Source organism: Tellurirhabdus rosea, from assembly GCF_026278345.1.
Lineage (GTDB): Bacteria > Bacteroidota > Bacteroidia > Cytophagales > Spirosomataceae > Tellurirhabdus > Tellurirhabdus rosea.
In genome coordinates this window covers 4,102,501-4,116,935 of record NZ_CP111085.1, presented here as the reverse complement: position 1 = coordinate 4,116,935, position 14,435 = coordinate 4,102,501, and the positions used below count along the sequence as shown (strand labels likewise).

Here is a 14,435-nt window from a genome sequence, read left to right as displayed (position 1 = left end):
GTGCAAACTTACCAACTAACCAACGTTTTATCTAATCCTTTTGATAACGTTCGTTCCGGACGGCCTGCGTTCGCGTTTAGACGCCGGTCCGCGCCGCGGGTCACCGGCCGCCGGAAAATTGCCTGCAAAAGCCGGGTTCAATACAGCACCCAGGTATCCTTGCCGCCTCCGCCCTGGGACGAGTTGACCACCAGCGAGCCTTTGCGGAGCGCCACCCGGGTCAGGCCGCCGGGAATGACGTTGATCTTGTCGCCGTAAAGAATGTACGGCCGCAGGTCCACGTGGCGGCCTTCGGCATGGTCGTCGATCAGCGACGGCACCCGCGACAGTGAAATGGTCGGCTGGGCGATGTAGTTGCGGGGATTATCGCGGATTTTCTGCCGGAACAGTTCGTGTTCATCTTTGGTCGCCTTCGGGCCGATGAGCATGCCGTAGCCGCCCGCCTCGTTGGCTTCCTTCACCACCAGCTTTTCGATGTTTTCCAGCACGTACTTGTAATCGTCGGCCTCGCGGCAGATGTACGTCTGCACGTTGGGGATGATGGGGTCTTCGCCCAGGTAATACCGGATGATGCGGGGCACGTAGGCGTAGATCACCTTATCGTCGGCCACGCCCGTTCCCGGAGCGTTCGCCAGCGCAACGCGGCCTTTTTTGTAGACTTCAAAAATGCCCGGAATGCCGATGAGCGAGTCCGGCCGGAATACGTGCGGGTCCAGAAAGGTGTCGTCAATGCGCCGGTAGATCACATCGACCGTCTGGAAGCCTTTGGTCGTCCGCATTTTGACGTAGCCGCCCGACACCACCAGGTCGCGGGCGTCCACCAGTTCGACGCCCATCTGCTGGGCCAGGTACGAATGTTCGAAGTAGGCGGAGTTGTAAATGCCCGGCGTGAGCACTACCACCGTGGGGTCCGGGCGGTCGGCGATATGCTGAAGCATCTGGAGCAGGCGGGTCGGGTAATCGGAGACCGGCTGAACGCCCGTCCGGGCCAGCACTTCGGGGAAGGTCTGCTTCGAAAGCTCGCGGTTTTCGAGCATGTATGACACGCCCGACGGGCAGCGCAGGTTATCTTCCAGAACCATAAACTGCCCGTCGTCGCCGCGGATCAGGTCGGTGCCGGTGATGTGGCACCAGATGTTCTTGGGCGGTTTCAGGCCGAGGCAGGGCTTGAGGAAGCACTTGCTGGATTCGATCAGGTCGCGCGGCACGATACCGTCGCGCAGGATATGCTGTTCGTTATAAAGGTCGTGAATAAAGAGGTTCAAAGCCGTAATCCGCTGGATCAGACCCCGTTCGAGCCGGGCCCATTCGTCGGACGGGATGATGCGCGGAATAATATCGATAGGCATGATCCGTTCGGTGCCCTCGCCTTCCGAGTAGACGTTGAAGGTAATGCCCATCGACATCAGGGCCCGTTCGGCGGCGTGCTGCCGGGTCATGAGTTCCTGCCGGGTCAGCTGCTCGACCCGCTGCCGGAACGCATCGTAGCCGGGCCGGACATGGCCGTCGGACGAAAACATTTCGTCGTAAAATCCCTCAATCTGATAATCCGAAAAGGAGAAGTTCTTTTCGCCGGACGAAACAGCGTCTTCAAAATTCTGGTTTTGTACCTGATATTGCATGGCGGGCAACTATGTTAATGTAAGCTGCGTAGGCAAACAATATATCAATAGTTCGTCCAACCGCAAAATACTATTCCGAAAATGCAAGATTATACCGGCGAATTAACACACTGAATAGTCGTTCTTCCGTCTTTTTCAACTACTTCTGGTTAAAAATGGCATTAAATTTATCGGGCAGGCTGGAGAACGACGTATTAAAAAGCGGCCCGGCGCCTATCTTTGTGCAGTTACCGACCCGTACTGTACTCAACATGAACCTGAAAAACTTCCTTTTGGCCCTGACGCTGAGCAGTTTGCTGACCGTCAGCGCGTCGGGCCAGTATTTGGCCGGGCACGTCAATAGCAACTACGCCGGAACCAACTCCCTGTATCACAACCCCGCCTTTGCCGCCGACTCGCGCTACCGCGTCCATGTCAATCTGGCAACCGCCGACGCCTTCATCAACAATAACTTCCTCCGCTGGAACGCTCCGTTTTCGTTTATCAGCCTCATTTCGGGCAACGTTCCCCGCCCGTACCGGAACGAGAAAGGGCTGGTTCGCTGGGAAAAATCCTACATGCAGGAAACGCAGCACCACCGGCCCAAGCACGTCGCCTCGGCGATGGACCTGCGCGGCCCGTCGCTGCTCATCAACCTCAATCCGCGCTGGGGCCTCGGCCTGACGACCCGCGTCCGGACCGGCGTCGGCATGCGCCGGGTGTCCGAAAACCTCGCCCGGCAGCTCTACAACAGCAAACCCGACGAGGTTGCCACCGACGAGCTTTTCTACGAAAACCAGCGCGGCTATGCGGCCCTCAACAGCGCGTTCGAAATGGGCGGAACCGTCGGGTATGTGCTGGCGGACAACGAAGAAGATTTCTGGAAAGTCGGTCTGACCCTCAAGCGGCTGGTCGGCCTCTACAACGCCCACATTCACCTCGACCGGGCTACCTACGAACTCATCGGCAACCCCGGCGACAAGGCTTACGAGGCCCTGGCGATTCATAACGCCAACGGAGAACTCGGCTACACGAGTTTCGACGGGCTGGCCAACTTCCGCTTCACTCCCGGCTGGCTGCTCGGCCGGGCGGCGGCCGGCGGCGGCTGGGGCGCCGACCTGGGGGTGGTGTACGAACACCGGCCCGACGTGCGGCGCTACCGCTACCGGGACGGGAAACACGGCATGCAGAAGGACGCCTCGCAAAACAAGTACCAGTACCGCATTTCGGCCTCCCTGACCGATCTGGGCGGTATTCGCTACCGAAACGCCAACTACGTGACCAATTATCCGGTCAATGTCGAAAACAAACTGCTGACGAAGGAGTTTCTGGGCGAGGTCAAGGACCTCGACGATGTCACGAACGGCTTCGTGTCGGCGCTGGGCATTTCGGATGCCGAAAAGCAGTCGCGCATGAACGCCAGCCTGCCGACCGCCCTGCAGCTGAGTGTCGATTACAAGGTCAGACCGCACGTCTACGTCAATGCCCTGTGGGTACAGTCCCTGACCGGGGCCCGTTCGCGGGGAATGCGCACGCCTTCGATGGTCGGCGTCGTGCCGCGCTGGGAAACGCGCTGGGCAGAAGTTTCGCTGCCCGTTCTGTGGCAGGCCGACTATTCCAACCTGTCGGTCGGGGCGGCGGTACGGCTCGGAACGATTTTTGTAGGTTCGGATAACCTGGCGGGCATCCTGAACGTGGGTAAGCCGCGGGGGGCGAGTGTCTACGCCGGAGCCGGTATTCCGCTGTTCCGGCCTGCGCCGACCAACCCGAACGCCTGTTACCAGCCCTGGCGCCGGAAGGGCCTGCTAGACTGGTTCCGCCGGGATTAGGCCCGTTTCAATACCGTTATTCATCAACCCGTTACCCAGGCGGCCTTGTTACCGTCTGGCTGGATTTTAATTCTTATGAAAAAAGCAATTTTCTTCCTTGTTCTGCTGACGCTGGGCGGCTGCGCCAGACGGCCCGTTACCAATCCGCGCACGATCGATGGCCGGCCGGGGGCCCAGATTCCGAAGCCTTCGCATCCGGCGGCGACCGCTCACGTAATCGGCTAGGAACGCATTAGCATATTCGGTAAAAAAAAGCTTCATTTGTGGCTGGTTCAAGCCCTCCAATGAAGCTATTCTTTACCCTGTTGACCGCGGTGCTGTCCGGCAGTTCCGCCCTTGCCCAGTCTGTGACCGGCGGCGCTCCGGTCCGGCCTGACCTCGCCTATGCGACCGCGCTGTACCAGAGCGCCCGTCTTCAGCAGGCCAATCTTTTCAACGGCATCGAACACCTCCGGGGGTATCCCACCGCCGAGGGGCACCCTTATTTTGGCAACGGCGAATGGCAGCGGGGCTCTATTCAGTACGATCACATCCGTTATCAGGATGTCTCCCTGCTCTACGATCTGACCCTGGACCGCGTAGTGGTCCAGCATCCGGACAGTGCTTTCCGGGTGGCGCTGGTGCCCGAAAAAACAGAGTCGTTTTCGCTCGGCGAACAGACGTTTACGCACCTCCGGGAGGACAGCGCCCGCCAGCTCGGACTCTCCGGCGGCATTTATCAGATTCTGACCAACGGCCCTTCCCGGCTGCTGGCCCGCCGCACCAAAGTCATTCGCTCCGAACTTTCCCGCAATACCGTCACAAACTGGTTTGAGCAGCAGGACCAGTACTTTCTGCGTCTGAACGGCACGTATCATCCGGTCAAAACGAAAAGCGCCGTGCTGAAACTGGCGGGCGACCAGCAGAAAGGCCTTTCCCGCTACTGGCGGGAGAAAAAAGTCCGTTTCCGGAAAAACCGCGAACTGGCCCTGATTGAAGCTGCCCGTTATCTCGACACGCTGAAACCGTAACGTATGCCGTCATTTTACCGCACCCGTTTTTTTCTTTTTATTGCCCTCATCCTGTCGGCAGGGGCTTACGGGCAAACGCAGCCCGGCCCCGTGATCAGCGGCCGCTTCGAGCGCCTGCCTTTCGGTCAGTTTGCCGAGCGGATCGAGCAGCAGTCGCCCTACCGCTTTTTCTTCAACCCCAAAGAGACCGACAGCCTGACGGTCACGGTCAATGCCGACCACCAGCCGCTGCCCGCGCTGCTTAAGCTGGTGTTTGCCGGAACCGATTTTCAGTTTGCCATCGACGCCCGGCAACGGGTCTTCGTGACGAAAGGCCGCAGCATCCGGACCGATCTGCCCATCGGCTTTTTCGACCGGGGCCGGACCGAAACAACCGAAGACACGCTGGCGGAGGCTTACCTTACCGAGCAGGAAAAACGCAAGGCGGCCCTGGAAACCAAGCTCTACACCCTCGGCCCCAAATCGAATCCGCTGCGGGGCACGGCCAACGTTGCCGGACACGTGCGCAATGCCGCCAACGGCGAGCCGGTGATCGGCGCGGCGGTGTACCTGGAAAAACCGCGCATCGGGACCATGACCGACCAGTTTGGGTACTTCTCGCTCACCCTGCCGCGCGGCCGTCACGAACTGCGCGTCCGGAGCATCGGCATGAAGGACACCAAACGCCAGCTGATGCTGTACGGGGACGGGAAGCTCGAAATCGAACTGGAAGACGACGTGGTGCCCCTGCGGGAACTGGTGGTGGAAGCCGAGAAGGACCGCAACGTCGCCAGCCTGCAAATGGGCCTCGACCGGCTGGACATCCGGACGCTCCGGCAGGTGCCGACCGTCTTTGGCGAGGCCGATCCGCTGCGGGTCGTGCTGACGCTGCCGGGCGTGAAGTCGGCGGGCGAAAGCAGCGTCGGGCTGAACGTGCGGGGCGGCTCGACCGACCAGAACCTGATTCTGTACAACGACGCGACGGTGTACAACCCGGCCCACCTCTTCGGCTTTTTCTCGGCTTTCAATCCGGACATGCTCAAAAACGTCGAGCTGTACAAAAGCGGCGTTCCGGCCAAATACGGCGGGCGGCTTTCCTCCGTGCTGGAAGTCGTGACGCGGGACGGCAACCGGAAGAAGTACAATGTGTCGGGCGGAATCGGGCTGCTGACAGGCCGGGTCACGGCCGAAGGACCCATTATCAAGGACAAAGCTTCGTTTCTGATCGGCGTCCGCTCGACCTATTCCGACTGGCTGCTGAAACAGCTGAAGCAAAGCACGTTTCAGAATAGCGCCGCTTCGTTTTACGACATCAACGCGCACCTGAGTTACGACCTGGACGAGAAAAACAGCCTTTACCTGACGGGCTACCACAGCCAGGACCAGTTCCGGCTCAACAGCGACACGACCTACGGCTACCGCAACCAAAGCGCCACGCTGAAGTACAAGCACATTTTCAACAACAAGCTTTATTCGGTCCTGACCGGTTCGTGGAGCCAGTACCAGTACGATATTGCCAGCGACGCCAACCCGGTCAACGCGTTTAAACTGGATTTTGCGGTCGATCAGAAAACCGGCAAGCTGGATTTCAACTACTTCCCGCACCCCAAACACACCGTTGAATTCGGCGTCGCGACGGTTCGTTACGACATCCGGCCCGGCACCCGCCGCGCGCTGGGCAGCGAGTCCCTGATTCTGCCGACTACGATTCAGAAAGAACAGGGCCTCGAAAGCGCCCTGTACGCCAGCGACCGGTTTGATATCAGTCCGCGCCTGTCGGTTCAGGTCGGCCTGCGTTATTCGCTCTATTCTTACCTCGGCCCCAAAGACGTGTTTGTGTATCCGGTTGGCGCCCCGCGAACGGATGCCAACCGCGTGGATACCGTTTCCTACGGCCGCAACAAGCCGACGCAGACCTATCATGGCCCGGAATACCGCCTCTCGGCGCGGTTCGTGCTGGCGCCCGGAACGTCCGTCAAGGCCAGCTTTAACCGCATGCGGCAGTACATTCAGATGCTTTCCAACACGGTTACGGTAGCGCCGACGGACATCTGGAAACTCAGCGACAACAACCTCCGCCCGCAGATCGGCGACCAGTACGCCGTGGGTCTTTACAAAAACCTGCGGAGCAACACCATCGAGATTTCAGCCGAAGGGTATTACAAAACGATGCAAAACATGCTGGACTTCCGCAGCGGGGCGAAGCTGATTCTGAACGACCATATCGAAACGGACGTTGTCAACGCGGAGGGCAAAGCCTACGGCCTTGAACTGCTGGTCAAGAAGCTGACCGGACGGCTGAATGGCTGGCTGAGCTACACCTATTCGCGGACTTTCCTGCGGGTCAACGACCCGTCCCAGGCCGAACAGATCAACCGGGGCGAATGGTACCCGAGCAACTACGACAAGCCGCACGATTTCACCATGATCGGCAATTACCGGATCAACAAGCGGTTCAGCACCTCGCTGAACGTGACCTACAGCACCGGCAGGCCCCTGACCCTGCCGCTGGCGGTTTACGACCTCGCCGGTTCGCCGCGGGTTTACTACTCGGACCGGAACCGGTACCGGATTCCGGACTATTTCCGGACAGACGTTTCGCTGAACATCGAAGGCAACCACAAGGTCCGGAAACTGGCGCACAGCTCGTGGACGGTCGCAATCTACAATCTGACGGGCCGCCGCAACGTGTATTCGATCTATTTTACCTCGAACAAAGGGGTTGTGAAGGGATACAAACTGTCGATTTTCGGACAGGCGATTCCGACCATTACGTATAACTTCAAATTCTGAACCGCCGCAAACGGTAAACAGCATCTATGCATACGAACTTTTGGAAATTCTGCCTTCTGGGCGCTTTTCTTCTGACCATCGCCGGCTGCGTCGATTCGTACCAGCCCCCCGAAATCACGGCCCCGAACCGGTATCTGGTCGTGGATGGTTTCCTGAACGGCTCCGGCCCGACCGTCATCCGGCTGTCGCGGACCCGCAATTTGGCCGACGCCCGGAAGGCTTCCTTCGAAACCAAGGCGCTGGTTCAGGTGGAAGGCGAAAAAACCAAAGCCATGACCCTGGCCGAAACCAGCACCGGGGTTTACACTCTCAGCAGCACACTGGGTCCGGGCGACCGTTACCGGCTGCGCGTCAAAACTAGCGGCGGGACCGAATACCTGTCCGATTACGTCGCCATCAAACAAACGCCGCCCATCGAACGGCTCACCTGGCAGCCCCTGTCGAACGCCGTGCAGATTTACGTGGATACCCGCGACCCGAGCAACAACACCCGCTATTACCGCTGGGAGTACCAGGACACGTACGAGTTCAACTCGGCCTACGAGCCTCTGCTGGAGGTGGCCCCGGGCAACACCATCCGGGACCGCAGCAGCGCCACACCGGAGAACATCTACAAGTGCTGGACCAGCGGGGCTTCTACGGAAATCATGATCGGGTCTACCGAACGGCTTAGTCAGGATGTGCTGTCGAAACAGCCGCTGCTGCTGGTAGCGACCAATACGCCGAAGCTTCGGGTCAAATACAGCATTCTGGTGCGGCAGTACGCCCAGACCCGGGAAGCGTACGAATACTGGGACAATCTGAAGAAAAACACCGAACAGCTGGGCTCGCTCTTCGATCCGCTGCCTTCGCAGCTTCCGGGCAACATCCGCTGCGTGACCAATCCGAGCGAACCGGTGCTGGGCTATCTGAGCGGCCATACCGTTGCGGAAATGCGCCTTTTCATTTCCAACGCAGAACTGCCGGCGATTGTCATTCCGAACGGCAACGAATCCTGCATGCTCGATACGGTGGAAGCCAAATACCAATCGGCCATGATTGCGTCGGGGATGCTGCCGGTGTCAACGCTGGATGGGACGCCCTATTCCAAGGGAGTTGACGTTCTGATGTCCCACAAAGCCTGCGTCGACTGCCGCGAAAAAGGCACCAACATTCGGCCCTCGTTCTGGAAATAACCTTTTGCCGGTCTGTCGGCTGGCACAACTGCCTTTGTCATGAAACTTGCCCATAAACTTGCTTTCCTAACCGTTCTGCTGTCGGCGTCCCAACCGCTGCTGGCCCAGACGGAAACGGTAGCCGCCCTCCAGAAAGCTTTTGAAAGTCACCAGACCCGGTCGCTGACGGAAAAACTCTTTGTGCATACCGACCGCAGCACCTACCTGACCGGCGAGCTGATGGCGTTCCGTATGTTCTGTGTCGATGGCCGGCAGCACCGCCCGCTCGACATGAGCAAGGTGGCGTATCTGGAAGTGATGGACAAGGACAAAAAACCGGTTCTTCAAACCAAAATCCGCCTTAGTCAGGGGTCGGGGCATGGCGCTTTGTTCCTGCCCGCCTCGCTCGCTTCCGGCCACTACCTCGTCCGGGCGTATACCAACTGGATGAAAAACACGGGGCCGGACTATTTTTTCGAGAAGACGATTACGCTGGTTAACCCGTTCCGCCAGCTGGGGCTGCCTCCCCGCCGCGATTCGGTGGCCTATGACGTGCAGTTTTTCCCGGAAGGCGGGCATCTGGTAGCGGGGCTTTCTTCCAAAGTAGCTTTTCGGATGACGGACGTTACCGGCAAAGGCACTTCGCTACCGGGCTTTGTGCTCAATCAGCAGAACGATACGGTAGCCCGTTTCAGTCCTGCCCGCGCCGGAATCGGCACGTTCACCTTTACGCCGGAACCGGGTCAGACGTACCGGGCCGTCGTGCGGGATGCCCGCCGGGGAATCTTTGCGGCTCCGTTCCCGGCAGTTCAGGGCAGCGGCTATGCCATGCAGGTTTCCGAGACCGGCGGCCGACTTTCCGTTCAGGTGCAGACCCGGACGCCCGCTTCCAACGCGGTTTACCTGCTGGTTCATACCCGCCAGAGCCTCAAAACGGTCCTCTACCAGCCGCTTGTCAACGAGGCTGCCCGGTTTGATCTGGACCTGAATTCGCTGGGCGAAGGAATTTCGCATCTGACGCTGTTTGACGGGCAGCGCCAGCCCGTCTGCGAACGGCTCTTTTTTCGTCCGCCCGCCCAGCCGCTGCCCGTTAAGCTTCAGACGGACCAACCCCAGTATGCCACCCGCTCCCGGGTTTCCCTGGGTGTTTCCACGGCCCGTCCCGCCGATCTGTCCGTCTCGGTTTACCGGCTGGATTCTTTGCAGGAGACCGAAAAAGGCAGCATTCTGGCTTATCTCTGGCTCGCTTCCGACCTGCGGGGAACCGTGGAATCGCCGGAGTATTATTTCGGAGAAAATACCCCCGAACGGAAAGAGGCGTCCGACAACCTGATGCTGACACACGGATGGCGTCGTTTCCGCTGGGAGAACGTTTTGCGTCCCGCCCCGGCCTCTCCAGAGTTTCTGCCTGAAATCAACGGGCATCTGGTCACGGGACAAGTTCAGGACCCGGCGACGGGCGCTGGCGTTCCCAGTGTCGAAGCCGTTCTGTCGGTGGTCGGCAAGCCGACGCGCCTGTATGGTGCCCGCAGCGACAACCGGGGTCGCCTGCTTTTTGAACTGACGGACTTTTACGGTCCTCACGAACTGGTCGCGGCCACCCTGCCAAAAGACAGTCTGTTCCGGGCCGATATTCTGAGTCCATTTGCCGAAACTCCTTCCGCCACGCCGCTGCCGCGCTTCGACTTGTCCCCCGCCCGGGAGGCGGAACTGGTTACGCGCAGCGTTGCCATGCAAGTTCAGAACGCTTATCACCGCGAACGGCTGGCCCCGTTCCGCATTCCTGCCGTTGACAGCCTGCCCTTTTTTGGTACCGCCGATGAGCGCTACCGGCTGGATGACTACACGCGGTTTACGACCATGGAAGACGTCTTCCGCGAATACGTGCCCGGAATTCAGGCCCGCAAACGGCGGGAGGGCTACCGGCTTCAGGTATTGAACCTGCCCTACAAGATGTTCTTCGAAACAACGCCGCTGGTGCTGGTCGACGGCGTTCCGACTTTCGACATGGATAAACTGATGGCGGTTTCGCCCCTCAAGATGCAGCGGCTGGAAGTGGTGACCCGGCAGTATTTTCTGGGCCCGCTGGTTTTCAGCGGTATTGCTAACTTTTCGACGTACAAAGGGGATCTGGCCGGTTTCCGACTTGATCCGCGCATCAGCCAGCTCGACTATGAAGGTCTGCAATGGCCGCGCGAATACTACGCCCCTAAGTACGACACGCCGGAACGCCAGCGCAGCCGCCTGCCGGATTTGCGTAACCAGTTGTTCTGGGCCCCGGAAGTGCGTACAGACTCCACCGGGCGGGCTTCTCTCGACTTTTACACCTCCGACCAGACCGGCCGGTACCTCATAATCGCCAACGGACTCTCGGCCTCGGGCGAGGCCGGACAGGCGGCAACAACCATCGACGTTATAAACGTAGTCAAATAAGTCGGAGCACCTGTCTGACTATTTATCCCGTTTAGCACAGTTTTTGTCAGTTACTATGCCGGAAAGGATTTTTTACCAACACCGTGCTTGTCAACATGAACGTGCTTCAGGGAATTAGTACCGCAATATTTGGGCTGTTATTTTGTTATTTATGCTATAATGTCGTCTTCCAGTTTTTGTTTTCTTTGGCGGGGCGACTGATTCGTCCACAAGGTCCAAAAGCAAATCAAAAGTCTGGCAATACGCGGTTTGCCGTCCTCATTCCCGCTTATCGGGAAGATTCGGTCATCATTCAGACGGCCACGCAGGCGTTGCAGCAAAGTTACCCCAGCGATGCCTACGACGTGGTAGTGATTGCGGATTCGCTTCAGCCGGATACCGTCGAGCAGCTTTCCCGGTTACCTCTCCGGGTAGTCGAGGTTCATTTCGAAAAAAGCACAAAAGCCAAGTCGCTGAATACGGCCCTGGGTCAGTTGCGGCCGACCGATTACGACGCGGTCGTTGTGCTTGATGCCGACAATATCATGACTGCCGATGCGCTTTCCGAATTCGACCGGTGGCTGCAGTCCGGCTTTCAGGCGGTTCAGGGAAAACGGGTTGCCAAAAACAAGGACACGGCCGTTGCCTTTCTGGATGCGATCAGCGAGGAAATCAACAACCATATTTTCCGGCGCGGCCGACGGTCGCTGGGCCTTTCGAGTTCGCTGATCGGCTCCGCGGCCGCTTTCGACTTCACGCTGTTTAAGCGACTCATGAGCCAGATTGAAGCGGTTGGCGGTTTTGACAAAGAACTCGAACTGAGGCTCTTCACCGAACGAATCAAGATCGCTTATGCGGAGGACGCTCTGGTGCTGGATGAAAAAGTGCGGAAATCAGAAGTGTTTTACAACCAGAGAAGGCGCTGGCTCTCAGCACAATGGCGTTACCTGACCACGCACATTGGAACCGGTTTCGGCCAGTTGTTCAAAGGGAATCTGGATTACTTTGTTAAGTTCTGCGACATGCTGGTCGCTCCGCGTTTACTTCTGCTGGGCGCGCTCAGTCTTTTGGCCGTGGGCAGCCTGCTTCTTCCTTTTCCATTTGGAGCCAAAGCGTGGGTTGGCCTCTGGCTAGGATTTGCCCTGACGCTGCTTTTAGCTTTTCCCAAAGAGTATTTTACGAAGCAGCTTTTGGTGTCGATCATGCAAATTCCTCACTTATTCTGGCTGATGTTCCGGCTCCTGTTCAACCTGAAAGGTGCCAACCAGCAGTTCATTCACACACCTCACGAAAACTGATCAAAGCAAGTAGATAGGCAGAAGTTGACGCTCCGGTTAAAGGGGCGTCTTTTTTTGTATTAAGCGGGAACAGTAACGCTTGATCCTGCGACAAGTGCGTTAAGTAACGGTCGCTCAGCCGATTGCCTTTACAAATCTGGGAAGTGAATGGTAACGCAGCTTGTAAACAAAAAAGGCCACAGACAGTGTCTGTGGCCTCTGATTCAGCGGTGGCGGCTACCTACTCTCCCGGATGCGACTCCAGTACCATCGGCGTGGCGGGGCTTAACGGCTCTGTTCGGAATGGAAAGAGGTGGACCCCCGCACCATGGCCACCATCCCTGCTCTTCCCCCACGCTTACCCGGCACTCGCGTCCCGGCGGTGGGTTAAGGGAATGGCTCCCCTGATGTCTATGGCGTTTCTTGCCGCACTGGAAACTACAACCGCTACCTTGTGAGTCTGTCGACTGCACTTCTTGGCCTGTAAAGGAATGGAGCCACGCGTTCGGGCCATTAGTACGACTCGGCTCTAGCGCTCTCACGCCCTGCACCTGTCGCCTATCCACGTCCTGGTCTCGGACGACCCTTCATGGAAGTCTCATCTTCGGGCCTGCTTCGCACTTAGATGCTTTCAGCGCTTATCAGTTCCCCACGTAGCTACCCGGCCGTGCCGCGGGCACGACAACCGGTCCACCAGCGGTGGGTCCATCCCGGTCCTCTCGTACTAAGGACAGCCCCCGTCAGACTTCCCACGCCCACCACAGATAGGGACCGAACTGTCTCACGACGTTCTGAACCCAGCTCGCGTGCCACTTTAATCGGCGAACAGCCGAACCCTTGGGACCTTCTCCAGCCCCAGGATGTGACGAGCCGACATCGAGGTGCCAAACCTCCCCGTCGATGTGAGCTCTTGGGGGAGATCAGCCTGTTATCCCCGGCGTACCTTTTATCCTTTGAGCGATAGCCCACCCATGCGGAACTACCGGATCACTATACCCTGCTTTCGCACCTGATCGGCCTGTTCGCCTCACAGTCAAGCCCGCTTCTGCTATTGCACTCCCCAGCTGGTTACCAACCAGCCTGAGCGGACCTTTGGAAGCCTCCGTTACCTTTTCGGAGGCGACCACCCCAGTCAAACTACCCACCAACCACTGTCCCCTTAACCTAAGGGTTAGACTCCAGCACAGACAAGGGTGGTATTTCAACGTTGGCTCCACGATGCCTGGCGACACCGCTTCACTGCCTCCCACCTATCCTACACATCCCTGCCCCGAAGTCCATGATAAGCTATAGTAAAGGTGCACGGGGTCTTTCCGTCCCGTGGCGGGTAAGCGGCATCTTCACCGCTACTACAATTTCACCGAGCTCATGGTTGAGACAGTGCCCAGATCGTTACACCATTCGTGCAGGTCGGAACTTACCCGACAAGGAATTTCGCTACCTTAGGACCGTTATAGTTACGGCCGCCGTTTACTGGGGCTTCAGTTCAATGCTTCCCTTGCGGTAACATCCCCCCTTAACCTTCCAGCACCGGGCAGGTGTCAGACCTTATACCGAATCTCTCGATTTCGCAAAGTCCTGTGTTTTTGGTAAACAGTCGCCTGGGCCTCTTCTCTGCAACCTCCCATCACTGGGTAGGCCCCCCTTCTCCCGAAGTTACAGGGTCATCTTGCCGAGTTCCTTAACCATGACTCACTCGTGCACCTGAGGCTCTTCGCCTCGACTACCTGTGTCGGTTTGCGGTACGGTTACCGGAAAGATTAGCGATAGCGGCTTTTCTTGGAAGCCCATCCCCGGCGCTATCCCGCAGCCCCGAAGGGCCCTGGGTACTTTCAGCTTCCAGCTAAGGTGGTGTACTTCACTGCCACCCCACTACCTTCCGCCTTCAACGGCCTATTCCCGCAGGCCGCGGCCAGTTCTGTACTCCGTCCCCGCTTCTCTCTTCCCGGCAGTACGGGATTATTAACCCGTTGCTCCTCAACTCCGGCTTTCGCCTACGCCTTAGAGGCCGACTAACCCACCGTTGACTGCCATCGCGGTGGAACCCTTAGTCTTTCGGTGTGAGAGGTTCTCACTCTCATTCTCGTTACTTATGCCTACATTTGCTTTTCTTACCTCTCCACCTAGGCTCACGCCACAGCTTCGCTGATGTAAGAATGCTCTCCTACCAAGATACACCCGAAAGTGCACTTCCATCGCTTCGGTGAATGACTTCATGCCCGTTTATTATCGATGCCCGCCTCGCTCGACCAGTGAGCTGTTACGCACTCTTTAAAGGAATAGCTGCTTCCAAGCTAACCTCCTGGCTGTCCCGGCAACCGGACCTCCTTTGTTCAACTTAGTCATCACTTGGGGACCTTAGCGGATGGTCTGGGTTGTT

General features: G+C 58.1%; 8 protein-coding genes and 2 rRNA genes (1 of these 10 running past the window's edge). 7 read left to right on the top strand and 3 right to left on the bottom strand.

The features are described 5' to 3' along the window. Positions 1-137: 137 nt before the first annotated feature. A complete protein-coding gene (locus ORG26_RS17440) occupies positions 138-1,622 on the bottom strand; it encodes a circularly permuted type 2 ATP-grasp protein (RefSeq protein WP_266364004.1) in 1,485 nt (494 codons plus the stop codon). Between the two features lie 155 nt (positions 1,623-1,777). Here ORG26_RS17440 and ORG26_RS17435 point away from each other — a divergent pair, with 155 nt between their 5' ends. The 7 genes from ORG26_RS17435 (at position 1,778) to ORG26_RS17405 (ending at position 12,076) form a co-directional block, all read left to right on the top strand. After that, a complete protein-coding gene (locus ORG26_RS17435) occupies positions 1,778-3,430 on the top strand; it encodes a DUF5723 family protein (RefSeq protein ID WP_266364003.1) in 1,653 nt (550 codons plus the stop codon). 75 nt (positions 3,431-3,505) lie between these two features. Beyond that, positions 3,506-3,655 (top strand): hypothetical protein, encoded by a 150-nt coding sequence (locus tag ORG26_RS17430; RefSeq protein WP_266364001.1) that lies wholly within the window; start codon positions 3,506-3,508, stop codon positions 3,653-3,655. Between the two features lie 59 nt (positions 3,656-3,714). Then, complete coding sequence (locus ORG26_RS17425; protein ID WP_266363999.1) at positions 3,715-4,440, top strand: hypothetical protein; 726 nt, start codon at positions 3,715-3,717, stop codon at positions 4,438-4,440. A 3-nt stretch (positions 4,441-4,443) separates the two neighbouring features. Further along, on the top strand, positions 4,444-7,212 hold the full coding sequence (locus ORG26_RS17420; protein ID WP_266363998.1) for a TonB-dependent receptor: 2,769 nt from the start codon (positions 4,444-4,446) through the stop codon (positions 7,210-7,212). A 26-nt stretch (positions 7,213-7,238) separates the two neighbouring features. Beyond that, entirely contained in the window at positions 7,239-8,387 is a 1,149-nt protein-coding gene (locus tag ORG26_RS17415) for a DUF4249 domain-containing protein (RefSeq protein ID WP_266363996.1), read from the top strand. Between the two features lie 39 nt (positions 8,388-8,426). Further along, the gene (locus ORG26_RS17410; RefSeq protein ID WP_266363994.1) at positions 8,427-10,799 is read left to right on the top strand and encodes a hypothetical protein; all 2,373 of its coding nucleotides are present in this window, start codon (positions 8,427-8,429) and stop codon (positions 10,797-10,799) included. 176 nt (positions 10,800-10,975) lie between these two features. Then, on the top strand, positions 10,976-12,076 hold the full coding sequence (locus ORG26_RS17405; RefSeq protein WP_266363992.1) for a glycosyltransferase family 2 protein: 1,101 nt from the start codon (positions 10,976-10,978) through the stop codon (positions 12,074-12,076). A gap of 207 nt (positions 12,077-12,283) precedes the next feature. Here the strand turns inward: ORG26_RS17405 and rrf are convergent. Next, positions 12,284-12,395: ribosomal RNA gene (rrf, locus tag ORG26_RS17400) — 5S ribosomal RNA — on the bottom strand. Positions 12,396-12,548: 153 nt separating this feature from the next. Continuing rightward, positions 12,549-14,435: ribosomal RNA gene (locus ORG26_RS17395) — 23S ribosomal RNA — on the bottom strand (it continues 1,009 nt past the right edge of the window).